This window comes from Kribbella orskensis, assembly GCF_004342085.1.
GTDB lineage: Bacteria > Actinomycetota > Actinomycetes > Propionibacteriales > Kribbellaceae > Kribbella > Kribbella orskensis.
This window is the reverse complement of record NZ_SLWM01000014.1, coordinates 56,961-80,634: the sequence shown is the minus strand read 5'-3', so window position 1 is coordinate 80,634 and position 23,674 is coordinate 56,961. Positions and strand designations below refer to the sequence as shown.

At 68.7% G+C, this 23,674-nt stretch carries 23 protein-coding genes; 7 read left to right on the top strand and 16 right to left on the bottom strand.

Annotated elements, in window-relative coordinates:
• Window positions 1-26: 26 nt before the first annotated feature.
• Both EV644_RS29740 and EV644_RS29735 read right to left on the bottom strand, forming a co-directional pair.
• Entirely contained in the window at window positions 27-1,745 is a 1,719-nt protein-coding gene (locus tag EV644_RS29740) for an ABC transporter substrate-binding protein (protein WP_132192283.1), read from the bottom strand.
• Between the two features lie 469 nt (window positions 1,746-2,214).
• Window positions 2,215-2,721, bottom strand: coding sequence for a GNAT family N-acetyltransferase (locus tag EV644_RS29735; protein ID WP_132192378.1), 507 nt, complete (start codon window positions 2,719-2,721; stop codon window positions 2,215-2,217).
• A 343-nt stretch (window positions 2,722-3,064) separates the two neighbouring features.
• Here EV644_RS29735 and EV644_RS29730 point away from each other — a divergent pair, with 343 nt between their 5' ends.
• Together EV644_RS29730 and EV644_RS29725 are read left to right on the top strand one after the other, a co-directional pair.
• Window positions 3,065-3,517 carry an SRPBCC family protein gene (locus tag EV644_RS29730; protein ID WP_132192282.1) on the top strand — a complete coding sequence of 151 codons (453 nt, stop codon included), beginning with the start codon at window positions 3,065-3,067 and terminating at the stop codon, window positions 3,515-3,517.
• Window positions 3,518-3,750: 233 nt separating this feature from the next.
• Entirely contained in the window at window positions 3,751-4,452 is a 702-nt protein-coding gene (locus tag EV644_RS29725; protein WP_132192281.1) for a peptidoglycan-binding domain-containing protein, read from the top strand.
• A 397-nt stretch (window positions 4,453-4,849) separates the two neighbouring features.
• Here EV644_RS29725 and EV644_RS29720 read toward each other — a convergent pair whose 3' ends face one another.
• A complete protein-coding gene (locus tag EV644_RS29720; protein WP_132192280.1) occupies window positions 4,850-5,821 on the bottom strand; it encodes a LysR family transcriptional regulator in 972 nt (323 codons plus the stop codon).
• A 95-nt stretch (window positions 5,822-5,916) separates the two neighbouring features.
• Here EV644_RS29720 and EV644_RS29715 point away from each other — a divergent pair, with 95 nt between their 5' ends.
• Both EV644_RS29715 and EV644_RS29710 read left to right on the top strand, forming a co-directional pair.
• Window positions 5,917-6,738 carry an alpha/beta fold hydrolase gene (locus tag EV644_RS29715; RefSeq protein WP_132192279.1) on the top strand — a complete coding sequence of 274 codons (822 nt, stop codon included), beginning with the start codon at window positions 5,917-5,919 and terminating at the stop codon, window positions 6,736-6,738.
• Window positions 6,739-6,870: 132 nt separating this feature from the next.
• Window positions 6,871-7,626: an SAM-dependent methyltransferase gene (locus EV644_RS29710; RefSeq protein ID WP_132192278.1), complete on the top strand. Its 756-nt coding sequence runs from the start codon at window positions 6,871-6,873 to the stop codon at window positions 7,624-7,626.
• 4 nt (window positions 7,627-7,630) lie between these two features.
• Here the strand turns inward: EV644_RS29710 and EV644_RS29705 are convergent, their stop codons facing one another.
• The 6 genes from EV644_RS29705 to EV644_RS29680 form a co-directional block, all read right to left on the bottom strand.
• On the bottom strand, window positions 7,631-8,233 hold the full coding sequence (locus EV644_RS29705; protein WP_132192277.1) for a maleylpyruvate isomerase family mycothiol-dependent enzyme: 603 nt from the start codon (window positions 8,231-8,233) through the stop codon (window positions 7,631-7,633).
• A gap of 60 nt (window positions 8,234-8,293) precedes the next feature.
• Complete coding sequence (locus EV644_RS29700; RefSeq protein ID WP_132192276.1) at window positions 8,294-9,550, bottom strand: RNA polymerase sigma factor; 1,257 nt, start codon at window positions 9,548-9,550, stop codon at window positions 8,294-8,296.
• Window positions 9,547-9,888, bottom strand: a complete 342-nt coding sequence (locus EV644_RS29695; RefSeq protein ID WP_132192275.1) for a YciI family protein — start codon at window positions 9,886-9,888, stop codon at window positions 9,547-9,549. Before EV644_RS29695 ends, EV644_RS29700 begins: the two co-directional genes overlap by 4 nt.
• 65 nt (window positions 9,889-9,953) lie before the next feature.
• Entirely contained in the window at window positions 9,954-10,838 is an 885-nt protein-coding gene (locus EV644_RS29690; RefSeq protein ID WP_132192274.1) for a Sco1979 family transcriptional regulator, read from the bottom strand.
• Between the two features lie 94 nt (window positions 10,839-10,932).
• Window positions 10,933-11,652 (bottom strand): class I SAM-dependent methyltransferase, encoded by a 720-nt coding sequence (locus tag EV644_RS29685; protein WP_132192273.1) that lies wholly within the window; start codon window positions 11,650-11,652, stop codon window positions 10,933-10,935.
• On the bottom strand, window positions 11,645-13,189 hold the full coding sequence (locus tag EV644_RS29680; RefSeq protein ID WP_132192272.1) for an ATP-dependent DNA ligase: 1,545 nt from the start codon (window positions 13,187-13,189) through the stop codon (window positions 11,645-11,647). The genes EV644_RS29685 and EV644_RS29680 overlap by 8 nt, the downstream gene beginning before the upstream one ends.
• Before the next feature lie 272 nt (window positions 13,190-13,461).
• Here EV644_RS29680 and EV644_RS29675 point away from each other — a divergent pair, with 272 nt between their 5' ends.
• Window positions 13,462-14,085, top strand: a complete 624-nt coding sequence (locus EV644_RS29675; protein WP_132192271.1) for a hypothetical protein — start codon at window positions 13,462-13,464, stop codon at window positions 14,083-14,085.
• A 22-nt stretch (window positions 14,086-14,107) separates the two neighbouring features.
• Here EV644_RS29675 and EV644_RS44750 read toward each other — a convergent pair whose 3' ends face one another.
• On the bottom strand, window positions 14,108-14,281 hold the full coding sequence (locus EV644_RS44750) for a hypothetical protein (protein WP_158292959.1): 174 nt from the start codon (window positions 14,279-14,281) through the stop codon (window positions 14,108-14,110).
• A gap of 107 nt (window positions 14,282-14,388) precedes the next feature.
• Window positions 14,389-15,357 (bottom strand): Dyp-type peroxidase, encoded by a 969-nt coding sequence (locus tag EV644_RS29670; protein ID WP_132192270.1) that lies wholly within the window; start codon window positions 15,355-15,357, stop codon window positions 14,389-14,391.
• 215 nt (window positions 15,358-15,572) lie between these two features.
• On the opposite strand from EV644_RS29670, the gene EV644_RS47570 reads away from it, so the two are divergent.
• On the top strand, window positions 15,573-17,315 hold the full coding sequence (locus EV644_RS47570) for a CPBP family intramembrane glutamic endopeptidase (RefSeq protein ID WP_158292958.1): 1,743 nt from the start codon (window positions 15,573-15,575) through the stop codon (window positions 17,313-17,315).
• A 70-nt stretch (window positions 17,316-17,385) separates the two neighbouring features.
• A complete protein-coding gene (locus tag EV644_RS29655) occupies window positions 17,386-18,108 on the top strand; it encodes an HAD family hydrolase (RefSeq protein WP_132192268.1) in 723 nt (240 codons plus the stop codon).
• A 221-nt stretch (window positions 18,109-18,329) separates the two neighbouring features.
• On the opposite strand, the gene EV644_RS29650 is transcribed toward EV644_RS29655, so the two are convergent.
• The 5 genes from EV644_RS29650 to EV644_RS29630 all read right to left on the bottom strand — a co-directional run bounded on the left by EV644_RS29650 (window position 18,330) and on the right by EV644_RS29630 (window position 23,667).
• Complete coding sequence (locus tag EV644_RS29650; protein ID WP_132192267.1) at window positions 18,330-19,289, bottom strand: sigma-70 family RNA polymerase sigma factor; 960 nt, start codon at window positions 19,287-19,289, stop codon at window positions 18,330-18,332.
• Window positions 19,290-19,916: 627 nt separating this feature from the next.
• Complete coding sequence (locus EV644_RS29645; protein WP_132192266.1) at window positions 19,917-22,010, bottom strand: S9 family peptidase; 2,094 nt, start codon at window positions 22,008-22,010, stop codon at window positions 19,917-19,919.
• A 69-nt stretch (window positions 22,011-22,079) separates the two neighbouring features.
• Window positions 22,080-22,883, bottom strand: a complete 804-nt coding sequence (xth, locus tag EV644_RS29640) for an exodeoxyribonuclease III (protein ID WP_132192265.1) — start codon at window positions 22,881-22,883, stop codon at window positions 22,080-22,082.
• Window positions 22,884-22,892: 9 nt separating this feature from the next.
• Window positions 22,893-23,174 (bottom strand): hypothetical protein, encoded by a 282-nt coding sequence (locus tag EV644_RS29635; RefSeq protein WP_132192264.1) that lies wholly within the window; start codon window positions 23,172-23,174, stop codon window positions 22,893-22,895.
• Window position 23,175: 1 nt separating this feature from the next.
• Complete coding sequence (locus EV644_RS29630; protein WP_132192263.1) at window positions 23,176-23,667, bottom strand: hypothetical protein; 492 nt, start codon at window positions 23,665-23,667, stop codon at window positions 23,176-23,178.
• Between the last annotated feature and the right edge of the window lie 7 nt (window positions 23,668-23,674).

Genomic DNA, 23,674 nt, shown 5'->3' with positions numbered 1-23,674 from the left:
CGAGCTGTGTGCCGGCATCCGCGCCGTCATTTGGCGTAGGCGGCGAACGCGGTGCGGATCACGCCGTCCGGGTAGGTCTGCACGCCGAGCACCTTCTTCGAGACGCCCGTCAGGTTGCGCTGCCGGTACATGTAGATCAGCGGGTCGTCCTGCTGCAGCTTGGTGACCACGTCGCCGTACAGCTTGACCCGCTCGGACTGGTCCTTCGACTGCCGGGCGTCGGTGAGCAGCTTGTCCACCTCGGGGCTGCTGTAGCCGGCCACGTTCTGGCTGCCCTCGCTGCCGACGAAGTTGAAGATGTTCGCGTCCGGGTCGACCCGGCCGGACCAGCCGAGCTGCAGCAGCTCGAAGTCACCGCGGTCCTGCTGGTCGAGCAGCGAGGCGTACTCGACCGGCTTGATCACCAGCTCGAACCCACCGTCCTTGACCATCGCCTGCAAGGCCTGCGCCAACCGCAGGCTGTCCGGGTTGTTGGACGTGATCATCTCGACCTTGTACGGCGTGGTGACGCCTGCCTGGCCGAGGAGTTCCTTGGCCTTGGCCGGGTCGTGCGGGGGGCAGACCTGGGCGGCGTCGGAGGTGAACTCGCTCTTCGGCGAGATCGGCGAGCAGGCGACCGTGTTCAGCCCGTTGAAGATCGTCTTGACCAGAGCCGCCCGGTCGATCGACAGGTCGAGCGCCTGGCGGACCCGCGGGTCCTTGGCGATCGGGCTGTCGAGCTGCTTCTTCGGGTTGCCGACGCCGTTCGCGTTGCCGATGTTGATCGTCAGGCCCTGGTATCCGAGCGACTGCGACTGCAGGACGGTCATGCTGGCATCCTTCTGCAGCGTCGGCGCGTCCTGGGTCGACAGCGAGTCCGCGATCTGCGCGTCACCCGAGCGGAGGTTGGCCGAGCGGATGCTGGAGTCGGTGATGATCCGGTACTCGATCGCGTCCAGGTGCACCTTGGCGGCGTCGTAGTACAGCGGGTCCTTGACCACCTTGATCGAGTTCTGCGCGACCCGGCTGGCGAACTTGAACGGACCGACGCAGACCGGCGCGGTGGAGAAGTTGTCGCCGAGCTTGCTGACCGCGGCCGGGCTGAGCACCATGCCGGCCCGGTCCGCCAGCGCCGCGGTGAGCGGGGCGAACGGCTTGGACAGCTTGATCACCACGGTCTTGGCGTCCGGCGTCTCGATCGAGGTGATCGGACCGAGCTCGCTCTTGCGGCCGGAGCCGGTGATGGTGAGACCCCGGTTGATCGACACCTTCACGGCGTTCGAGTCGAGCGTGCCTCCGTCGGCGAACTTCACGCCTTCGCGCAGCGGGATGGTCAGGCTCAGACCGTCGGGGGAGATGGTCGGCAGCGCGGTGGCGAGCTGCGGCACGATCTTGGCGTCCGGGCCGAGGTCGTAGAGCTTCTCGCACATCGTGTGGAACACGTACCGCGAGTAGAGGCTGCGCGACAGCGACGGGTCGAGCTTGTCCGGGTCCGCGGACAGGGCGACCGTCAGCGTGCCGCCGTCCTTCACCTGCGCCGCGTCCGCGGGCTCGCCGAAGACATCCTGGTCCGCCGAGCTCTGCGCGCTCGGCTGTTCTCCGGCAGGTTCGACGGACGAGCACGCGGTACCGACGAGGGCCAGCACGACCACCGCGACCGCGGCGCCGACCGGGGCGGTTCGGAAGGAGCCGATGCGCCCCACACCGAGGCGGAGACGGGGGAGCCGGCTGGAGCGGTTCAGTGACGAGGGAGTTCGACGGGGCATTTTCGGTCTCCTGAATGAGCGGTTCTGCAGACTGTTTCATGTATACAAGGCAGGAGCGCAAGTGATTCGGCGAGTTTGTCTCAACCTTTTCGCGGGGACACCTCCTGGAGAGGCCGCAACCACCCGCCGTCGGCCGCCGCGAGGGCCGTCGGCGATTCCGCCATGTCTGCGCGCGGTCGGGCGGGACCCGCTGATGAATGTTCCGATTGGCGGAACAATCGTCCAGTAATCGGACGCCGAGCCTGGTTCTGAGCGTTATTGGACAGTTATCCAACGGTGCCGCGAGGCAGGTGGGCCGAGGGCGGGATGCGGAGGAGATGCTCGGCAACCCGGGCGCGACGGAGCTGGTCGGCCCGCTGATAGTCCGTGGCGGATGCCGGCCGGCGGGCTGGTCGCAGCCCTCTCGCCTCGACGCTGACCGACCTCTGGTGCAGGGAGGGTGAGGGCGGTTTGTATACGGAAGGCCGGTTCAGAGGCCCCAGGGCGGTGGGTAGTGGATCGTGCCGGCGGGAACAGGAGTGTCGTCGAGGGGGAGCGCCATCAGGTGGGGGCCGCTCTCGACAGAAGCGGCGTCGATCCCGAAGGTCGAGGCAGGCCTGAAGCCGAAACGTGGGTAGTACTCGAGATGACCCAGCAGCACGACGAGGTGCTCGCCCTGAGCCCGCGCCGCGGCCAGCGCAGTACGGATGACAGCACTGCCGACGCCTTGCTTCTGATAGTCGGGGAGGACAGCGCAAGGTCCGAGTGCGACTGCGGGCGTCTCGTCGATGCGGCAGCGGCTGAGCAGGACGTGGCCGACGACCTTGCCGTCCTCGCTGGTCGCGACGATCGACAACCCGGGCAACCACGAGGCCGGATCGGCGCGCAGTTTCTCGATCACGTCCGGCTCGTAATCATTGCCGAACGCTTGCAGGTTGACGTCACGGATGGCTGCCACATCGGCAGCAGTCTCCGCACGGGTGATCCAGGAGGTCACAGACAACGGAAATCCCTTACTGGAGAGGGATTCACGACCTTAATCGCCGTCGCCCGACGTCGCAGGTCATTATCGCTGCCTCGGTCTGCGCGGAGACGGTCCCGGACGCCGCTGGGGCTGCCGGTTCACTGCGCCATCACGAGTTCGGCGCGGTCCCAGGCTCGGTGTAGGCCGACTGCTGTGAGGAGGTCGGAAGCAACAGCCCGGAAAGCGGGGACTTGCCGTGGGGCGTGATCGGGAGCACGCAGAGGTTCCGCGTCGGTCTGGTGGCGGCGGGTACCGGGGGTTCGTCCACACCAAGCCACCAACGAGCCACCAACGAGCCACCTCAGGAGGCATTCGGATGAGCAGCATCACCCAGTCGATCGACGTCGACGTCCCGGTGACCACGGCGTACAACCAGTGGACGCAGTTCGAGTCGTTCCCGCAGTTCATGGACAGCGTCGAGGAGATCCGTCAGCTCGACGACACCCACAACCACTGGGTGGTCAAGGTCGGCGGGGCGACGCGGGAGTTCGACGCCACCGTGACCGAGCAGCACCCGGACGAGCGGGTGGCCTGGAAGTCCGACTCCGGTCCGCAGCACGCCGGCGTGGTGACGTTCCACAAGCTGACTGACACCAGCACGCGGGTGACCGCGCAGATGGACATCGACCCGGACGGGTTCCTGGAGACGGTCGGCGACAAGCTCGGCGTGATCGACGGCCGGGTCAAGGGCGACATGGAGCGGTTCAAGACCTTCATCGAGGAGCGTGGCGGCGAGACCGGCGCCTGGCGCGGCGACGTACCGCGCTGAGCTGACGCCTCGGGTCAGCGTGCTCCGCGCAGGCTGACCACCCGAGAACACTCAGGGCCTGCCCGGGCGAATCGACGGAGGGCGGGCCCTGAGGCATGTCTCGGCCTCACTCGCCCTCGCCCCGGAAGCGCCTGAAGACTGGCTCTTGGTTGCTTTAAGGCTGGCTGAAGACCGGTGGAGACGCTGGTTCTGGCACTGCTCAGGGGGAGGGGTGCCGGACTCAGGGGGACGAAATGAGAACAGCAACGGACGCGGTGGTGTGGGCGAAGGGGAAGAAGGGCGACGTGGGGTGGCGGAGGCGCTGCCTCGTGTTCGTCAGGTCGGCGTGGGACCTTCCGGCCCAGGACGGGTCGGCCCAGCTGGAGTGGAACTCCATTCCGAAGAAGGGCCGGCACGCGGACAAGCTGCCGCCGGTCGGGGCGCCCTGCTTCTGGCAGGGCCCGTCGGCCGAGGGACACGTGGCGATCGTGGTCGAGTACCGCAACGGCGTACCGCAGATCGCCAGCAACGACATCGTCAAGCGGGACCGGATCGACATCGTGCCGCTGTCCCGGATCACCGAGAGCTGGAGCAAGGCGCGCTGGCTGGGCTGGACGACGATCCTGCAGGGCCGGGACCTGCCGCTCGGCAAGGTGATGGTGAAGAACGACCTGGCCCAACCGGACGGCAAGGCCTTCAAGCAGGGCGGCAAGGTGTTCAAGTCGAAGATGCATCTCGGGCAGCTGGACTCCGACAGCGTCTGGAATCTGCAGCGCGCGCTGATGAATCACGGCATCGGCATCCGTTCGCCCAAGCCGACCGGTGACTACCTGCCGGGCACCAAGCAGGCGGTGCAGAAGTTCCAGCTCGCCCAGGGCTGGCGCGGCCAGGACGCCGACGGCATCGCGGGCAAGCAGACGGTCAAGCTGCTCGGCCTGATCTGGGTGCCCGAGTAGTTCGGCGAGTTGTTTGCCGAAGAGTTGCAGGAAGTTGCAACGGCCGGAGCGCTGACGGTGGTGGTCTGTCGATAGCATTCGCGGATCGGGGCGAGTGCTGGGGGCTATTCGACAGGCCACCGCAGCTCGCCTTGGATTGACGTGCCTCGAAGGTCCTCACCGTCAGCTGACATTCCGCCAAGGCCGTAGTGTGGCCGCATAGTGTGGATGGCAGGGCTCTGGTCGCACTTCGCCGTCCTGGTCGCGTCTCTACCAGGACTGACGAAGCGGCCGTGGGCTGATCCTCAGCTTGCTGGGGGTTCGGCTCGACGGCGTTCGCAGGCTTTCCTCGCGGTGCTGAACGTGCGGCGTGCGCCCATCAGCGCACGCCGCACCTTCTTGGGCTGTAACGTGACAACTAGTCGTCACTCGGGCACGCGCTGTCAAGGGCTGATGTGGTGTCCGCGGCGATCGCGACGCTGACCTCGATGGCGCGACGAGCGAGTGGGGACTGGGTGCGGCCGGCCTTCCAGAGCAGGAAGATCTCGCGCGGCGGCAGCGCCGGGCGAAGCTCGTGCACGGTCAGCAGCTCCTGGTCGCCCGCCAGGTACGCAGCGGCGCCAGAATGGTTGCCATCGGCAACTAGGCCTGGGTTGAACGCGCCCGCACCCCGCGCCGCGAGCAGCGGCATCAAAGCGGCTCCCAGACCTGCCCGCACCATCGAGAGGAGCGCTTCGTTGCCCGCGGTCCGGAAGACGATCGTCGGCCGGATCCCCTTGTTCTGAAGGGCGTTCTCCATCCGCCCCTGATCACAGATCGGGGGATAGGCAACCAGCGGCAACCCGTCGAGTTGCTTCAGCCGGACCGGCCCAGCGGGGAAGTCACCTTGGCGGGCAACGAGGACATAGCGGTCGTCGAGCAACTTCCTGTACTCCGTGCCGCCGCCGGGCCGGCCGTCGAAGAACAGCAGATCCAGGTCGCCCACCTCCGGCTGGTCCAGCTCCGCCTCGACCAGCCGGAGGTCGCAGCCCGGGTGCTCGTCCCGGAGGCGCCGGATGATCGGCGGCAGCAGCGTGCTGGAAACGCTCTGGAAAGTGCCGATGTCGATCCGGCTGTCACCTGCCTGGAAGCGATCCACGGCGGCCGTCATCGCCTCGGCCTTCGCCAACAACTCCCGTCCGTGCGCCAGGACGACAGCGCCGAGCGGGGTGATCCGGACGGCGTTCGGACCACCCGGCCGGTCGAAGAGCGCACCGCCGGCGGTCTTCTCCAGTGCGGCGATCTGCTGGCTCACCGTGGACTGGGTGTAGCCGAGCCGGGCGGCCGCGCGGCCGAACGACCCCTCGTCGGCGACGGCTGCCAGCGCGGCCAGATGGCGAAGCTCGAACATGCCTTTCACGGTAGCGGCAAAGTATCGGCAGGGGCGATCGTCATGATCAGAAGCAATCGCTTTTCACGATCGAGTCGCGGGTCTAGCGTCATGGCATGCCCGCATTCCAGGTCAACGGTGCCGAGTTGTGTGTCGAGACCTTCGGAGACCCCGCCGATCCGGCGATCCTGCTCATCATGGGCGCGGCCGCCTCGATGCTGTGGTGGGAGGAGGACCTGTGCTCGCGGATCGCGGCCGGCGACCGGTTCGTGATCCGGTTCGACAACCGCGACACCGGTCGATCGACGACCTACCCGCCGGGGCGACCGGAGTACTCGTTCGGCGACCTCGCCCAGGACGCGGTCGGCATCCTCGACGCGCTCGGCATCGACTGTGCCCACGTCGTCGCTCAGTCGATGTTCGGCGGAGTCGCGCTGATCCTCGGTGTCGACCATCGCGACCGGGTCGCCTCACTCACCTTCGTCTCCACCTCCACCGGCGCCGACGATCTCCCGCCGCCGACGGGCGATTTCGACCTACCGACTCCTGATTTCGCGGATCGTGCTTCGGTGGTCGAGTACGTCGTACGCTCGGCGGAGCGCGAGGCGGGCGGCTCGCCGTACTTCGACGAGCAGGCGACCCGGCGGTTGGTGGAGCAGGATGTCGCCCGCGCGCGCAATCCCGAGTCGACCATGACGAATCACTTCCTGGCCAAGGTCGACGGACCCGTGGGTGGTGGCTTCGGCGACATCACCGCGCCGACGCTGGTGGTGCACGGCGACCTCGACCCGCTGCTCCCACTCGCTCACGGCGAAGCCCTGCGCGACGCGATCCCCGGGGCCGAACTACTGATCCTCGAGGGCTGTGGCCACGGCGTACCGCGCGGTCTCTGGGACCTCTTCGTGCCGGCGCTGATCCGGCACACCTCCCAAGCCTGAGATCACGCGCAGAATGAGGTGTGGGCGGACGGTCGCCCGGGTACCGGCCGCGGTCCAACACCAGAGAGGATCAGCCATGGCAGACAGCAAGAAGGTCGCCTTCAACGAGGCGCTGCTCAAAGCGATCGGCTGATGTCCGGCGGCTCGGCGATGGACGTCGAGTTCGATGACTTTGCCGGCTGGACCGCGGAGGCGGTCGAACGGCTCGGACTCGACCACGCCATCCCGGCCGGCTGCCGCGGCAGCGCCAGCCCGACCGCCTTGGCCTGGTTGGCCGAGGCGTGCCAACTCTCCTCCGGCACGCGGTTGCTGGACCTCGGCGCAGGAGTCGGCGGACCAGCCGCCTGGGCCAGGCGACGGTACGGCGTACGCCCGGTGCTGGTCGATCCGATGCCGGGCGCGTGCCGAGCGGCGGGGCGTCTGTTCGGCCTGTCGGCGATTCTTGCCGACGGGCTCGCGCTACCGCTGCGGAGCATGTGCGTCGATGCTGCCTGGTCGCTGGGCGTGTTGTGCACGGTCGACGAGAAGTACGAGTTGCTGCGTGAGTTGCACCGCCTGCTGATCCCCGGAGGTCCGTTGGGGTTGCTCGTGCTGGTCGCGCAAACGGCGGATCCGAAGCCGGCTCCCGAGGGCAATTCGTTCCCGAGCCAACAGGAGTTGGTCGCAGTACTGACGAATGCGCAGTTCTCGGTGGTCGAACAGATCACCGCTCCGGAGGACGTGCCGTCGTCGTGGACCGAGCGGGCGGGGCGGGTCGATCAGGTGATCCGCGAGGCTCACGGAGACGATCCGCGGTTCCAGGAGGCGGAGGAGCAGAACCGGCGGATGCGTGAGCTGTTCAGGACGGGCCAGGTGTCGACCCAGCTCATCCACGCCCGGGCTTGGTGACTGATCACGACGTTCGCAGGCGGCCCGCCGGGAGGGTGCGTCCGCAGACCGTCAGGAGAAGATCCTGAGCCGAGCCCGACACCGGGCGGCCGGATCCGTAGGTCCAGTCGAGGTCGTCGGCGCGCAGCTCGGTCCCGGTCAGGTCCACGCCGAAGTACTTGAGGTGCTTGGGTGACAGCCCGCCCAGTACGACGCTCAGCCGTTCCGCCGGCACCTGGCGGTCGAGCCCCAGGCCGACGGTGATGTCCAGGCCGTGGATCACGTCATGCGACAGGGCGCCTTCGTAGCCGCCGCCCGGTGGCTTCCACGGGTGATTCACGTTGGCCTCCAGCGTGGCAACGAGTTCGTCCGCAGTCAGAGCGGCCGCGTCCTGGCGGGCGAGCCGGTCGGACATCGGGTTGAATCTGCCGCGGGACTTGGCGAGCTCGAACAGGAAGCGCGGCGTCGAGTAGCGGTACGGCATCGTCAGGTGCGCGACGACCTCACGGACCCGCCATCCCTCGCAGAGCGTCGGTGCGTCCCACTGGTCGGCAGACAGCTCCCTCAGGAGTGCCGCCATCTCGCTTCGCTCGGCGGCGATGAGCCGTCTGATATCGGCCTCGGTCATAGTCCTTCCCTTCTCAGGTCGTCACCCCACCGACGAACGGGGACGACGCGGACGGACAGGTCAGGCGGAGACTTCTCGGATCCGTCGTTGCAGGAACGAGCGTTCCCCGTCGGTGCCGGCCTGGGTGAGGGCTTCCCGATAGGCGGTCACCGCCTCGCTGTGCCGGCCAGCCCGGCGAAGGAGATCTGCTCGCGTGGCGGCCAGCAGGTGGTAGTCGGCGAGCGCGCCCGAGGCGGCGAGGTCCTCGACGAGCAGCAGTCCTGCCTCGGGACCTTCGGCCATCCCGATCGCCACGGCCCTGTTGAGCGCAACCACCGGGGTCGGCGCGATCCGGTAGAGCTGGTCGTACAACCCGGCGATCTGCGCCCAATCGGTGTCGCCGGCCTGCTCGGCGACCGCGTGACAGGCCGCAATCGCCGCCTGGATCTGGTACGGCCCCGGATCCCTTCGGCGCAGGGCTCCCTCGAGCAGCGCCTCGGCCTCCGCGATCCTGACGCGGTCCCAGCGACTCCGGTCCTGCTCCTCGAGCGGCACCAGTTCGCCGGAGGTGGTGAGTCGACCGTCGCTCCGGGCCTCGTGGAACAACATCAGCGCGAGCAGCCCGAACGCCTCGGGCTCGTCCGGCATGAGGGTCGCGAGGACCCGGGCCAGCCTGATCGCCTCGGCGCTGAGGCTCCGGCGTACGAGGTCTGCTCCGGCGCTCGCGGAGTACCCCTCGTTGAAGAGCAGGTAGAGCACGGCGAGCACTGCGGGAGTTCGCTCGGGAAGGAGATGCGCGGGCGGTACGCGGTACGGGATGGCGGCGTTCCGGATCTTCTGCTTGGCGCGCCCGAGGCGTCTGGCCATCGTCTGCTCGCTGACGAGGAACGCGCTGGCGATCTCCGCCGTACTGAGCCCCGCGAGCGTGCGAAGAGTGAGAGCGACCCGAGCCTCCGGCGACAAGGCCGGATGGCAACACGTGAACATCAACCGCAGCCGATCATCCGGAACAGCGTCATCCGGTAAGGCGTCGTCGTCCAGCGCGCCGCTGTCATCGGCCGGAGTCGGTTCGTACGTCATCGCGGCAACCTCCTTGAGCTTGGCAGCACCCACCGCCTCGCGGCGCAGCCGGTCGATGGCGCGGTTGCGAGCCGTGGTGGTCAGCCAGGCGCCCGGACGGTCGGGGATCCCGTCCCGCGGCCACCGCTCCAGCGCGGTCGCGAACGCGTCCTGGGCGCACTCCTCGGCCAGGTCCCAGTCACCGGTCACCCGGATCAGGGTGGCGACGACCTGACCCCACTCGTCCCGGAAAGCCGCTGCGACGGCCTCCTCGATCACGACAGGTCAGGCGGCGGGCCGGTCAGCAGCGGACGGATCTCGATCGTGCCGTAGCGGGCCGCCGGATGCTTCGAGGCGATCTCGATCGCTTCGTCCAGGTCCTCGCAGTCGATCAGGCAGAAGCCGCCGACCTGCTCCTTGGTCTCGGCGAAGGGGCCGTCGGTCAGCAGCACCTGGTGGTCACGAACGCGGACGGTGGTCGCATCACTCGGCGGCGCCAGCCCGGCGCCGCCCTCCACCACGCCCCGGCTCGTCATCTCCTCCGACCAGCCTTCACAGCCGTCGCTGGCGTGGACCGCCGCGGATTCGTCACCACAGATCAGCAGTAGGTACTTCACAGTTCCTCCTCACACCCGACCGACGAACGGCAGAGGCGGATCAGGACACCCTCGACAAAGGCAATCTAGTGCCCTGCGTCCTCGTTGAGCTGGGCGAGGATGGCGGCGAGCTGCTCCTCGGCCTGTTGCGGCGGGGGACCGCTCGCGGCGATCAGGTCGAGGACCTGGGTGTAGGCGTCGAGATCGTCGCGCTTGTCGAGATACAGCGCGCTGGTCAGGTGCTCGAGGTAGACCACGTCCGGCAGGTCGGCCTGGGGGAACCGCAGGATGCTGAATGCACCACCGGTCGCCGGATGTCCGGCGCTGCCGAGCGGGATGATCTGCAGCGTGACGTTGGGGCGGTGGACCGCGTCGATCAATGCGCTGAGCTGGTCACGCAGCACCTGCTCGCCGCCGATCGGCCGCCAGAGCACCGACTCCTCGATGACCGCCCAGAGCTTCAGCGGCGGATCCCGCTCCAGCACGGCCTGACGCGTCTCCCGCAACGCGGCGAACCGCTCGATCTCGGCCTCCGACCGGTCGCCGCCCGCCGTCAGCCGCGCCACGGCCCGGGTGTACTGCGGGGTCTGGAGCAGGCCGGGCACGAACTGGATCTCGTAGGTGCGAATGAGCTCCGCGGCCGCCTCCAACCCGAGGTACGCGTCGAACCAGTCGGGGGTGACGTCTCCGTAGCGATGCCACCAGCCTCGGTCGTTCGCGTCCATGGCCAGCTTCAGCAAGCGATCCCGCTCGCGCTGGTCGCGCACGTCGTACAGGCTGAGCAGGTCCTCGACGTCGCGCTGCTTGAAGCCGACCCGGCCGAGCTCCAACCGGCTGATCTTCGACTCCGAGGCCCGGATCGCCCAGCCCGCGTCGGACCGGGTCACCCCGGCCTGCTCCCGCAGTCGCCGCAGGTGAGCTCCCAGCATGATCCGCAAAGCCGTGGGCCCAGCCTCAGTCCGCCCCGCCATACCTCCGATGATATCTCATTATCGAACATATGTTCTAACCGGATTTCGAGGCAGCCTCAGGCACCGATCAGCCGTCAGACGAGTGGCTCGCGGCTCAGTCGCGGAGGTATTCGGCCCTCCAGCGGTAGAGGGCCGGGTCGTTCGGGCTGGGGGACCGGTCCAGCTGGATCAGGCGCAGGTCGCCGATGGCGAAGGCGTCGATGCCGGCTCGGGTGAGCGGCCACGGCGGCCCCTCGACGGCCGAGTCCGGTTCGTCGTCGGCGCGGGCGGCCGCGATCACCAGCAGGGAGCCGCCGACCCGGACGAACTCGCCGACCCGCTTCGTGGCTTCGGCCTGCAGCGCGATCGGCAGGGCCTGCACCGTGTAGATCTCGACGACCAGGTCGAAGGCGCGATGCCAGTCGGTCGGCGGATTCAGCAGGTCCGCGGTCTGGTACGTGGCCTTCGTGTTCGGGTGAGCGCGTTTGGCCGTCTCGATCGCTGTGGGGGAGATGTCGAACGCGGTCGTCTCGTAGCCCAGGTCGGCCACCAGTTCCGCGTCCCAACCGGTGCCCGCGCCGACCACGAGGGCTTGCTTGCCGGTGCCGTCCGGCTCGGCCGTCTGCACCCAGTCCGACAGCAGCGGATGCGCCCCACCGCGGTCCCACGGGACGACGGCCTGGCCGTCCTCGGCGGCAGAGTAGAGCCGCTCGAACCACGCGGTCGGGTCGTCCTTCTCCAGCGATTCGTGGGCCAACCGCCGGGCGGCCACGTCGGGGTCGACCGACTGCGGGTCGATCGCCGGAGAAGTGGGCTCGGTATCGCGGTCAGTCATCGGCAGGTCCTTCGCTGGGTTGGTGGATCGCACGAACACTCTGCACGGTATCGACCTGCTCGGCCGTCTTGTCCTCCCGATACCGCAGCACCCGGGCGAAGCGCAGCGCCATCCCGCCGGGATACCTGGTCGAGGTCTGCACCCCGTCGAACGCGATCTCGACCACGATCTCCGGGCGCAGGTAGACCGTGTAGTCGTCCCGGCTCACCTCGAGCTGCTGGAACCTCTCGGTCTGCCAGCGCAGCAGCTCGTCGGTCAGCCCCTTGAACGTCTTCCCGAGCATCACGAACTCGCCGGTCGCCTCGTCCAGCGCGCCCAGGTGCAGGTTCGACAGCCACCCGGTACGGCGCCCGTGACCCCATTCCGCGGCGAGCACCACCAGGTCGAGGGTGTGCGTCTGCTTCACCTTGACCCAGCCGGAACCCCGGCGGCCGGCCTCGTACGGCACGGTCAGGGACTTCACCATCACGCCTTCGTGGCCGCGTTTGACCGCGTCGGTGAAGAAGGCCTCGCCAGCCTCGGCGTCCTCGGTCACGAACCGCGGGATCCGCCGCTCCTCGGGCACGATGCTGCTCAGCCACTCGTGCCGCTCGGTGCTGTCGAGGCCGAGCAGGTCGTGCCCGTCGAGGTGCAGGATGTCGAAGAAGTACGGGGTCAGCGGGACCGTCTCGGGACCGGTCGCGGCGCGGGTCGCCGTACGGGAACCGGTGACCTGGAACGCCTCCGGGCGGCCGTCGTGGCGGAGCGCGATCAGCTCGCCGTCGAGGACGACTTTGTCCGCCTTCAGCTCCAGCACGGCGGTGACCACCTCGGGCACCCGGCTGGTGATGTCGTCGAGCGTGCGGGTGTAGACGACCACCCGGTCGCCGTCGAGGTGCACCTGGATCCGGATCCCGTCGAGCTTCCACTCGATCGCCGCCGGCGTCCCGGTCTTCGCCATCGCCTCGGCGATACTGGTCGCCGACTGCGCGAGCATCGGCTGCACACCCCGTCCGACCTCCAAGCCGAACTGATCGAGCCCGGCCTCGCCCTGGGTCAGTACGGCGACCGCGACCGGGGCCGCCGCGCCGCGGAGCATAGTGGCGGCGCGGATCTTCTCCAGCGGGATGCCGGTGGCCTTGGCGACCGCATCGGCCATTACGCCGTCGAGCGCGCCCTGCCTCAACTCGCCGCTCACCAGGAAACGGAGGAACTTCTGCTCCTCCTTGGTCGCGCGGCCGAACAGCGCGTCGACCCCCGCCCGCCGCTTGGCCTGCGATCCCGCTCCGGCGATCTCGGACAGCTCGGCGAATGCCTGATCGACCTCCTCGATCGTCAGCGAGGGAGTCTCCGCCGGCTCGGGCGCCTCCGCCAGCGTGCGCCAGCCCACGCCCGTACGGCGCTGGCGCAGCTCGCCGGACAGGTACGTCACGACGATCTCCGTCTCCACCGCCTCGGTCGCGGTGGTCAGCAGCGTCGCGATCAGGTCGGCCTTGGCGCGGCGCGACCGGGTCTGACTCAACGAGGTCGACGTGGCGACCACATCAGCGAGCAACATGACCCCAGTCTCACCCAACCCACCGACATTTCCCGGCAGCCCGGGTCATCCGCCCGACCGCATAACTTTCCGCCGCGGACCGCATCAAGCCTGGCATCTGCTCAACCAGCGGGTCCGCGGCTCCAGCTGGCAGGGCGATAAGGCCCGGCGACGCGCCCATGCTCCTCGGCGAATGACGCAACTTCCGGCGCGAAGGACGCATCAAGCCCAGTAGAAGCACACCTCTTTTGCGCGCCGGCAGGCGCGCACAAGCCAAATCTCGGGGGAGAGAAATGGCGGCTGGGAAGGGCATTCGAGGTGGCTCCGCCGTTGCAGGACTGGTCCTGTTGTCGGCGGGCCTGGCGCCGGGCTCGGCAGCTGCGGCACCGTTGGTCGCGGAGGGGTCGACCACAGCCGCAGCTGCCTGCGGCCTCAGCCTGGGATCCGTCACGGCAGGCGGCGACCAGGTACGGCGACAAGCCACCGCGACGGTGCCGCCGACGGTCGAGCCGTGGTGGGTCACCGCCGACGTGTACGCCGCACCGCCTCGACTCAGCAGCACCCTCGTGTACGAGCCGGCCATCGCCAACACCAATGTCGACGGCTGGGTCGTCATCGGTGACTCCATGTACCGCAGTAGCTACAACACCGGAACCGACTTCCAGCTCGAAGGAGCGCCCCAGCTCGAGCGGCTCGGGGGTCGTTGGGGCACCTTCGTCGCGTTCGAGGACGCGCAGTACTGGGCGCCGCCCACCAGCTTCTACCGACACAACGCGTACGGCCTGCGCAACGACGGGAAGCTGTTCCGCTGGACCGTCGACACCAAAGGCGTCTGGCACAGCTCCGGCTCGTACGGCTTCTCTTCGGTGAAGTCGATGGCACTGATAGCAAGACCCGGACGTAAGACACCTTCCTGATGAACCTGCGCGGCGGCACGCTCTACACGGTCCGGATCCCGACCAGTTCGCCGATGAAGCCGGTGGTGAAGATCGTCCGCAGTGGGACCTGGCAAGGCTTCGAGAGTCTGATCGCCGAGAAGTGCGGGACGCAGGGACCCTCCTGGTCGGCATCGACAAGGACACCCGGTCGGCGTACCTGTACGCCGTCGGTCACGCCAACGGAACCGCCACCGTGATCCAGAGCTGCCCTTCGGCGAGTAACCGATCCGACCGAGTGGTCGCGTTTCCGTGGCGTCTGGTGGCGCCAGGGAACGCGGCAGGTCAGGGGGCAGGCGGCAGGTTGTCGAGGAAGTCGGCGGTGGGGACGAAGAGGAGGGTGCCGGTGGCCGCGGTGGAGAAGTCGAGGATGCGGTCGTAGTTGCCCTCGGGCTCGCCGAGGAACATCCGCCGCAGCATCAGCTCGGTGACAGCCGGATCCTTGGCGTAAGCGATGTAGTAGGTGCCGGACTCCTGCGTGCTGATGGTGCCGAACGGCATGTTGTCGCGCAGGATCTGCAGCTCGTTTCCGTCCTCGTCCTCGATCACGTTCAGCGCGATGTGCGAGTTGGACGGCTTCACGTCGTCCTGCAGCTCGATATCGTCGAGCTTGGTCCGGCCGATCACCAGCTCCTGCTGCTCGACGCTCAGCGCGTTCCAGGCGGCCATGTCGTGCAGGTACTTCTGCACGATCACGTAGCTGCCGCCGGCGAAGTCCGGGTCCTCGGCGCCGATCAGCACCGCCTCGTTCGCCTCCTCGCCGGTGGGGTTCTCGGTCCCGTCGACGAAGCCGAGCAGGTCGCGCATCTCGAAGTACTTGAAGCCGTGGACCTCGTCGATCACCGTGGCCGCGCTGCCGAGCTTGTTCATGATCTGCTGGCCCAGCTGGAAGCACATGTCGAGCTGACCGGCGCGGATGTGGAACAGCAGGTCGCCCGGTGTCGAGACCGCGCGATGCTTGGCCCCTTCCAGTTCGATGAACGGGTGCAACTTGGCGGGCCGGGGACCGCTGAAGAGGCGGTCGTACGCGTCGGAGCCGATGCTCGTGACGCACGACAGGGTGCCGGCCGGGATGCGGAAGCCGACCGAGCGAGTCAGCCCGGTGACGCGCTCCAGCAACGCTCGGGTGGCCTCCTCGCCGCCCGGTTCGATCCGGACCACCAGGAAGATCGCCGCGCCGGTCAGCGGCATCAGGACCGACTGCGGCAGCGCGCGCGTCGAAGCAGTCGGTCCGGGAGTCGGATCGGTCACCATCGAGATCTCCTTCGCGGGTCGTTCACAAGGTCACAGGCGGGCCAGAGGTGTCGTCAGCGACAGCATGCAGCAATTGCCTGCTTCGACCGTCAGGCGGGTCTCATCAGCCGGTCGAGGAACGCGATCAGCAGCGCGCGGCGGAAGCATGCCAGCGATTCCCGCTCCCGAGGCACAACTGTGCCACCACTCTTGCCCCGATCTCATAGAGTCACGCCATGGACCCGCACTCAGGCATCCCACCCCACCCGGACTCACCTGAGCCTGCGCCCACCCCCGCCCAACCCCCGGCAACCCAGCCCCCGGACTCCTCTACCCCCGAGCACCAGCCGGAAGCCGAAGACGCGGATTCCCGCACCACCGAGCAGCAGGTCAACCAGCAGCAGTCACCTCCCGCCCCCTGGCAACCCCCAGGCGGCCACGCCTTCCCCAACCACCCCCAACCCCGCCCCCAGGACCAGCCCAACCAACCACACCCCGGCGCAGCCGGTACGCCTCAGCACCCCCAGCCATATCCGCCGGCGCAGCCGGGCAGCTATCCGCCAGCGCAACCCGGTTCTCGGCCACCGGGCCAGCCCGGGAGCTACGGCCCACCCCAGCAACCCCAGCCATACCCCCCAGCCCAGCCAGGCGCTCACCCGCCGGCGCAGCCGGGCGGATATCAGCAGAGTGGGCAGCCGGGGTTCTGGTCGGCTGAGCAGCCGCCGCCCTCGGGTGGGCAGCAGCCCCCGCCACAGACGCCGTACGGGCGGAGCCAGCAGCCGTACGGCCCGCCGGGCCAGCCGCCAGCGCAGTACGGGCAGAGCCAGCAGCCGCCGCCGTACGGGGCGCCTGGGCAACCGCAGTACGGACCGCCCGGCCAGCCGCCGGCGCAGTACGGGCCTCCGGGGCAGGGGCAGTACGGGCAGCCGCAGTACGGGCAGCAGTACGGAGCGCCCCCGCAGTACGGGGTGGCGTATGGGCAGCCGGGGTACGTAGTGCCGTTCGGGATGCGGGAGCCGGCGATTGTGGCGGCTCCGCCGGGGACGGCGTTCCATCGGCTGGCTCGGACCGCGAAGCACCGGTGGTGGCGGCCGCTGGCCGGTACTGCGTTCCTGGCCGCCGCCGCGTTCCTGGTCACGGCTGCTGTCGTGGTGTGCTGGGAGATCGCGCACGCCCTGATCACCGGCGACTTCTCCGAACCGGCAGGCGACGAACTCTTCTCCGGCGACACCGAGAACCTCGCCATCACGCTCACCATGCTCGGCGCCCTGATCCCGGTGGTCCCGTTCGCCGCCTGGCTGATCCAGCGTCGCCCCGCCTGGAGCGTCGCGTCGGTGCTCAACCGGATCCGCTGGCGCTGGCTGCTCCTGTGCTGTCTGCCCGCGCTCGGCTACATCGTGCTGTCGTACGTCCTCGGCATCCTCGTCGACGCGATCTTCCCTCCCACCGACGAAGCCACGGACTCCGGCTCCTGGGTCGGCTTCAGCGCCTTCGTGGGACCGGCTCTGGTGATCCTGCTGCTGGTGCCGTTCCAGTCAGCGGCCGAGGAGTTCATCTTCCGCGGCTGGCTGATCCAGGCGGTCGGCGCATACGGCCCGGACGACACGAACGGGACCGGACTCGTCCGCCGGCTCAAGCTCGTACTGCGGACGCCGTGGCCGGCGTTGGTGGTCAGCAGCGGGCTGTTCGTCTCGGCGCACGGGTACACCGGCTGGGCGATGGCCGACATCTTCCTGTTCGCGATGGTGATCGGCTGGCTGACGATTCGCACCGGCGGCCTGGAAGCGGCCATCACGTTGCACGCGCTCAACAACCTCGCCGCCTTCTTGTTGCCGGCGGCAATGGGTCAGCTCGATGGCTGGGCCGACCAGGGCGGCGCTCCGTGGACGCTGCTCGTCGTCGACATCCCGTGCCTCGCGTTCTACGCCTTCGCGGTCTCCTGGCTGGCCAAGCGCAGGCAGCTCCTGTCGGTCAGCTGACCGGACGGCGGCAGTCCGCCGGTGGAAATCCGGAGGAGTTCTGTCGGTCGGATCTGGCAGGGTTGGCGCCGTGACGAACGTGAAGACTGAACCGATCGAGGCCGTCCTCTTCGACTGGGGCGGCACCCTGGCCACCTGGCACGACATCGACCTGTACTCCGTGTGGCGGTCCGTGGCGGAGCTCATCGACAAGGAGCGGGCGGACGACCTGGCCGCGCGGCTGGTGCAGGCCGAGGAGACCGCCTGGGCGCGATCGAGGGACGACCACGTCAGCAGCACCCTCGAGGACGTCTGCCTGCTCGCCGAGGTGGTGATGACGCCGGCCGCACTCGTGGAGTACGAGCGTCGCTGGCATCCGCACACCGAGCTCGAGCCGGACGCGATCCAGACCCTGAAGGAGCTGCGCGAGCGCGGCCTGAAGATCGGCGTGCTGTCGAACACGATCTGGTCCCGGCAACGCCACGAGGACATCTTCGCCCGCGACGGCGTGCTCGAACTGATCGACGGCGCCGTCTACACCAGCGAGGTCCCCTGGACCAAGCCGCACCCGGAGGCGTTCCTGGCCGCGATGCGAGCCACCGGCGCCACGGACCCGGCCCGCTGCCTGTTCGTCGGCGACCGCCTCTTCGACGACGTCTGGGGCGCCCAGAACGTCGGCATGCGAGCCGCCCACATCCCCCACAGCGCCATCCCACCCCACCAGATAGGCCACACCGAAGGCATTCCCGACGCCACCATCACCCACCTAGCCGACCTCCCACCCCTGATAGACACCTGGCACACCCCCGCCTGACCCACCCACATTGCGTACGCCGTCGCCCGCAAGCTGTCTACCCAGGCGCCGGGATCCTGGGGTGGCGGTCGCTGGCTCCAGGTAGGTGCGGAAGTGGTGGAGACGTGCAGAACCCCCGGGCCGGGGAGGCGCCGGGGGTTCTGGGGGTATGAGCAGGACCCCCGGCCGGGAGGGCGGCTCGGGGGTCCTGGGTGGGGGTTTGGCTGGCTGCTGGGCTCGGGTTAGGCGGCCAGGGTGGGGTCGGCGAGGAGGCGGAGCCGGCCGAGCGCTTCGCGCTCGATCTGGCGGACCCGCTCGGCCGAGATCCCGTGGACCGCGCCGATGTCGGCGAGCTTGGCCTGGCGGCCGTCGTGCAGCCCGTAGCGGCGCCGGATCACGTCCGCCGACCGCGGGTCGAGCTGGTCGACCAGGCTGAACAGGCCCGAGCGATCCGACGCGTCGGCGACCAGCTGGTCGGGGCCCGGTGCGGTCTCGGCCGCGATCAGGTCGCCCAGCGAGGTCTCACCCTCGTCGTCGATCGGGTTGTCCAGGCTGATGTGGTCCCGGCCGATCCGGATCAGGTCGGTGACCCGCTCCACCTCGAGGTCCAGCTCTGCCGCGATCTCGTCGATCTCCGGCTCCCGCCCGAGCTTGCGCTCCAGCGTGCGCCGCGCCGAGCCGATCTGGTTCAACTGCTCCACCACGTGCACCGGCAGCCGGACCACCCGGGCCTGCTGCGCGATCCCTCGCGTGATGGCCTGACGCACCCACCAGGTGGCGTACGTCGAGAACTTGAACCCCTTGCGGTAGTCGAACTTCTCCACCGCGCGGATCAGGCCCGTGTTGCCCTCCTGGACCAGGTCCAGCAGCGGCATCTGGGAACGTCCGTAGCGGCGGGCGATCGATACCACCAGCCGGAGGTTGGCGGTCACGAACCGCTGCTGCGCGCGCTGGCCCTCTTCGGCCAGCCACTGCAGCTCTTCCTCCGTGGCATATTTGGGCGCTCCGCCCTTCTTGCGTCCAACCCGCCCCTCGGCCAGCAGTTGCTCCGCGAGGAGACCTGCCTCGACCGTCTCAGCGAGCTCGACTTCTTCTTCAGCGGTCAGCAAAGGAGTGCGAGCGATCTCTTCCAGGTAGAGACCGACGCTGTCCTTACCGTCGATACCGTCGTCCGTGGAACGGACACGAGCCATGCGAGCCACCGAAACTCCCTTCGTCGTTACATGGAGAGCAACGCTCGAGTGAGGTTCAAGATTCCACGATGAGTGTGTAAACAGCCTGAACGTTCCCTGAGATTTCCCGGCACCGCCGCTCACCCGCAAACCAGCTTTGAATCCGCCGATCGGACCGCTTCTGCGCGCTCTCCAGGCGCCGCGAGCTCAATCGGCTTGATCTGCAGGCTTTTCGCCGTCCAAAGGCCTCTGCAACACTTCCCAGGCGATTCACCCGAGTGGCGGGAATGGCCTTCCCAAGTCGTCACTGACCGCCACGGATTGTGTTGCAGGACACACCATCAATCCCACTCACCACATGCAACGCACCAGGTACCCCGCACCTTCCCCGGCAAACGACGCCCGCCACCTTGCGTCACCACCCGTCGGTTCCCGATTTGCGCTGGGCAACGTGTCCCGAGCCCAGCGACCAGAACGCCGCCAACGGCAGGACCCGCAGCACCAGGCTCACCGGTCGGAGAGCGCGGTACTGCGGGTCCAGGGATACCGCGGGTCCAGGGATACCGCGGGTCCAGGGATACCGCGGGTCCAGGGGTGCTGCGGGTCGGGAGGTGTGACTGCGGATCCAGGGGGTGTGACCGCGGATCCAGGGGTGGGTCAGACGAGGCCGAGGGCGTCGAGCTCCCAGGCGAGGGTGAAGGCGAGCTCCCGCCAGGCGTCGTACCGGCCGCTGCGGCCGCCGTGGCCGGCCTCCATCTCGGTCTTCAGCAGTACGTCGACGTCGCCCGCCGCGGTGGCCCGGAGCTTCGCCACCCACTTGGCCGGCTCGACGTAGAAGACGCGGGTGTCGTTCAGGCTGGTGATCGCCAGGATCCGCGGGTACTCCTGCGCCGTGACGTTCTCGTACGGCGCGTAGGACTTCATGTACCGATAGACCTCGGGATCCTCCAGCGGGTTGCCCCACTCCTCCCACTCGATCACCGTCAGCGGCAGCGACGGGTCCAGGATCGTCGTCAGCGCGTCCACGAACGGCACCTCGGCCACGATCCCGCCGAAGGCCTGCGGCGCCAGGTTCGCCACCGCGCCCATCAGCAGGCCGCCCGCGCTGCCGCCCTGGGCGACGATCCGCTCGGGCCGGGTCCAGCCTTCCTTGACCAGGTGCTCGGCCGCCACGATGAAGTCGGTGAAGGTGTTGCGCTTGGTCAGCATCTTGCCGTCGTCGTACCAGTGCCGGCCGAGCTCGCCGCCGCCGCGCACATGGGCGATCGCGAACACCACGCCCCGGTCGAGCATCGAGAGCCGCGCGATCGAGAACCACGGGTCCATCGAGCTCTCGTACGACCCGTAGCCGTAGAGCACGACCGGCGCGTTCCCGTCCTTCGCCACGTCCTTGCGCGCCACCATCGAGATCGGCACCTGGGTGCCGTCGGAAGCGGTCGCCCACTCCCGGTACTGCGTGTACGCGCCGAGGTCGACGCCACCCAGTACGGGCTGCTGCTTCAGCAGGCGGCGCTCACCCGTCGCGATGTCCACGTCGTACGTCGTCGAGGGCGTCACGAGCGAGGTGTAGCTGAACCGGTACCGGGTCTCGTGCCACTCGTCGTTGCGGCCGGGGGAGACGGCGTAGATCGGCTCGTCGAAGCCCAGCACCTCGGGCGAACCGAAGGCAGCGCTCTCCGGGTCGCCCGACTCCCGGCGCATCACCGCGAGCTCGGTGAGCGCGTCCCGGCGGCGGAAGAGGATCACGTGGTCCGCGAACGCGTCCACGCCGAGCAGTCGGCTCGACTTGTCGCCCTCGATCAGGGTGGTCCAGTCGCCGGGGGAGTCCAGCGGCGCGGTCGCCAGGGAGAAGTTCGGTGCGTCCGCGTTGTGCACGATCAGCAACTGATCGCCCGCATGCTCGACGTCGTACTCGACGCCCTCGCGCCGGGGTGCCACCACGACGGGTTCGCCGGTCGGGTCCTGCGCGTCGAGCAGCCAGACCTCGCTGGTCAGCTTGCTGCCGAGGGAGATGTGGATGGCCTGCTCGTTGCGGGTCAGGTCGACGCCCACCCAGAACCGCTCGTCGGTCTCCTCCATCACCAGCACGTCGTCGTCGGAGCTGCTGCCGAGGGTGTGCCGCCAGACCTGGTACGGCCGCCAGGCGTCGTCGACCTTCGTGTAGAAGATCGTCGAGCCGTCGCCGGACCAGGCCGAGCCGTAGTGCACGCCCGGCAGTTCGTCGGGGAGCAGTTCGCCCGTGCTCAGATCCTTGATCCGCAAGGTGAACCGCTCGTCGCCGGTCAGGTCCACCGAGTAGGCGAGCAGCCGGCTGTCGGGGGAGACGTCGACGGTGCCGAGCGAGAAGAACTCGGAGTCACCGGCCGCCTCGTTCCCGTCCAGCATCACCTCCTCGCCGGGGATCTCGCCGTCGGCCGCGGGCGGCTCGTCGCCGTCCACCTTCACCCGGCAGCTGATCGCGTACTGCTTCCCCTCGACCGTGCGGGTGTAGTACCAGAACCCGCCGCGCCGGGCGGGCACGCTCAGGTCGGTCTGCAGGGTGCGGTCCGAGATCTCGGAAAAGATTGCCTCGCGCAACGACTCGAGGTGCGCGGTGCGCTTCTCGGTGTAGTCGTTCTCGGCCCGCAGGTAGTCGAGCACCTCGTCGCTCGACTTGTCCCGCAACCACTCGTAGTCGTCGACGAAGACGTCTCCGTGGTGGGTGCGTTGGATCGGCTTACGGGCGGCAACAGGGGGATTCAACTCGGACATGCCGCGAGACTACCCGCGCCGCCGCCCCGCCGTACTGCGGTATTCCACAGAGATCGGCTGCGGTGGTCCTCAGAGCCCGTAGGTCGCGACGACGGGGGCGTGGTCGCTCCAGCGTTCGGCGTACGTCGGGGCCCGGTGGATCTCGCAACTGGTGGCCGAATCCGCGAGTTCGGGAGAGGCGATCTGGTAGTCGATCCGCCAGCCGGCGTCGTTGTCGAAGGCCTTGCCGCGCCAGGACCACCAGGAGTACGGGCCGGGCCCCTCGCCACCGAAGCGGCGGCCGAGGTCGACCCAGCCGGCCTCGAACAGGCGGTCCATCCAGGCGCGTTCCTCGGGCAGGAAACCGCTCTTCTTGCGGTTCGCCTTCCACGCCTTCAGGTCGACCTCGCGGTGGGCGATGTTGAGGTCGCCGCACAGCAGGACGTGCCGGCCGTCGCCCCGCAGTTCGGTCAGCCGAGCGGTGATCGCGTCCAGGAAGGCGTACTTCTCGGCCTGGCGCGGCGGCGTCTCGAACTCGCCGGTGAAGACGTAGGTGCTGACCGCCGTGAGGGTGGACCCGTCGTCGAGCACGACGTCCGCCTCGACCCAACGCCCCGAACCGGCGAATCGCTCTGGACCGATCTCGGCGCGCTCCGCCTTGATCGGTCTCCTGCTCGCGACGGCAACACCTGCGCGGCCCTTGCTGCCCTCGACCGCCGGTTCCGCGTGGGCCAGGTGCCAGTCGCTGCCCAGGTGGTCACGGAGTACCTCGTCGGCCGCGCGCACCTCCTGCATCAGCAGCAGGTCCGGATCGGTCTCCTCGAGCCACGCAGCCATCCCGCGACGATAGGCAGCCCGGACCCCGTTCACATTCACCGTCGCGACCTTCAACACCCGAGAACCCTAACGTTCGCTTGCCGCCGGTACGGCGGAGGCGTGCGAGCGGAGAACCCTCAAGGCGAGATAGCCGCCGACTGCTGGGACGAAGGAGAGCCACTTGGCCTTCGCCGGCGCGTTGGTCGCCGTCAGCGCGGTCACGACGGTGACCAGGTACGCCGTACCGTGCGTCGGGCCCAGCGCTGATGACGCAGCCGGCCAGTGCACGGTCAGGAGGTTCGCGAAGAGCAGGGTGACGGTGATGGCTTCTGCGGCGGCCGCGAGCTTGAGGACGGTCAGATTGGTCATCTCAGGCTCCGGTGGTGGAGCCGGGGCGGACGATCATCAGGACGACCACGACGGCCCAGAGGAGCGCGAAGATCCCGGTGGTCATCGAGAGGGCCTTGGCCTGGGGGAGGGATCCGGCGCGCTGCTCTTGTGAGCCGGTGGCGGCCGCGAGGACCCGGCTCTGGCCGGGGAGCACGACGAAGGCGAGTACGCCGGCCGCCGCGAGCGTGAGCACCATTGAGATGATCAGCCAGTAGTCACCCAGTACTCCGAGTCCGGCGCCCACGGCGAGGCCGAAGACGGGCACCGTCAGACCGCCGATCGCATACCCGCGGCTGATCCGGTGCAGCACGCGGAGCACCCCGACATCCCCGGTCCCGGCGACCCCGGCGCTCTCGGTGCCGGCGGTGAGGGAGCGGCGGGCGATCGGCGGGAACATGCTCGCGGCGACGGTGACCGGGCCGACGAAGATGATCGCGGCGAGCACGTGCACGCTGAGAAGAACCTTGTTCATCAGAGGT

Excerpts from the sequence above, each read along its gene's own strand:
- EV644_RS29710 (WP_132192278.1), top strand. The coding sequence starts at position 6,871 with ATGTCCGGCGGCTCGGCGATGGACGTCGAGTTCGATGACTTTGCCGGC.
- EV644_RS29720 (WP_132192280.1), bottom strand. The coding sequence starts at position 5,821 with ATGTTCGAGCTTCGCCATCTGGCCGCGCTGGCAGCCGTCGCCGACGAG.
- EV644_RS29685 (WP_132192273.1), bottom strand. The coding sequence starts at position 11,652 with ATGACTGACCGCGATACCGAGCCCACTTCTCCGGCGATCGACCCGCAG.
- EV644_RS29680 (WP_132192272.1), bottom strand. The coding sequence starts at position 13,189 with ATGTTGCTCGCTGATGTGGTCGCCACGTCGACCTCGTTGAGTCAGACC.
- EV644_RS29645 (WP_132192266.1), bottom strand. The coding sequence starts at position 22,010 with ATGTCCGAGTTGAATCCCCCTGTTGCCGCCCGTAAGCCGATCCAACGC.
- EV644_RS29690 (WP_132192274.1), bottom strand. The coding sequence starts at position 10,838 with ATGGCGGGGCGGACTGAGGCTGGGCCCACGGCTTTGCGGATCATGCTG.
- EV644_RS47570 (WP_158292958.1), top strand. The coding sequence starts at position 15,573 with ATGGACCCGCACTCAGGCATCCCACCCCACCCGGACTCACCTGAGCCT.
- EV644_RS29725 (WP_132192281.1), top strand. The coding sequence starts at position 3,751 with ATGAGAACAGCAACGGACGCGGTGGTGTGGGCGAAGGGGAAGAAGGGC.
- EV644_RS29630 (WP_132192263.1), bottom strand. The coding sequence starts at position 23,667 with ATGAACAAGGTTCTTCTCAGCGTGCACGTGCTCGCCGCGATCATCTTC.
- EV644_RS29635 (WP_132192264.1), bottom strand. The coding sequence starts at position 23,174 with ATGACCAATCTGACCGTCCTCAAGCTCGCGGCCGCCGCAGAAGCCATC.
- EV644_RS29715 (WP_132192279.1), top strand. The coding sequence starts at position 5,917 with ATGCCCGCATTCCAGGTCAACGGTGCCGAGTTGTGTGTCGAGACCTTC.
- EV644_RS29730 (WP_132192282.1), top strand. The coding sequence starts at position 3,065 with ATGAGCAGCATCACCCAGTCGATCGACGTCGACGTCCCGGTGACCACG.
- EV644_RS29675 (WP_132192271.1), top strand. The coding sequence starts at position 13,462 with ATGGCGGCTGGGAAGGGCATTCGAGGTGGCTCCGCCGTTGCAGGACTG.
- EV644_RS29705 (WP_132192277.1), bottom strand. The coding sequence starts at position 8,233 with ATGACCGAGGCCGATATCAGACGGCTCATCGCCGCCGAGCGAAGCGAG.
- EV644_RS29740 (WP_132192283.1), bottom strand. The coding sequence starts at position 1,745 with ATGCCCCGTCGAACTCCCTCGTCACTGAACCGCTCCAGCCGGCTCCCC.
- EV644_RS29670 (WP_132192270.1), bottom strand. The coding sequence starts at position 15,357 with ATGGTGACCGATCCGACTCCCGGACCGACTGCTTCGACGCGCGCGCTG.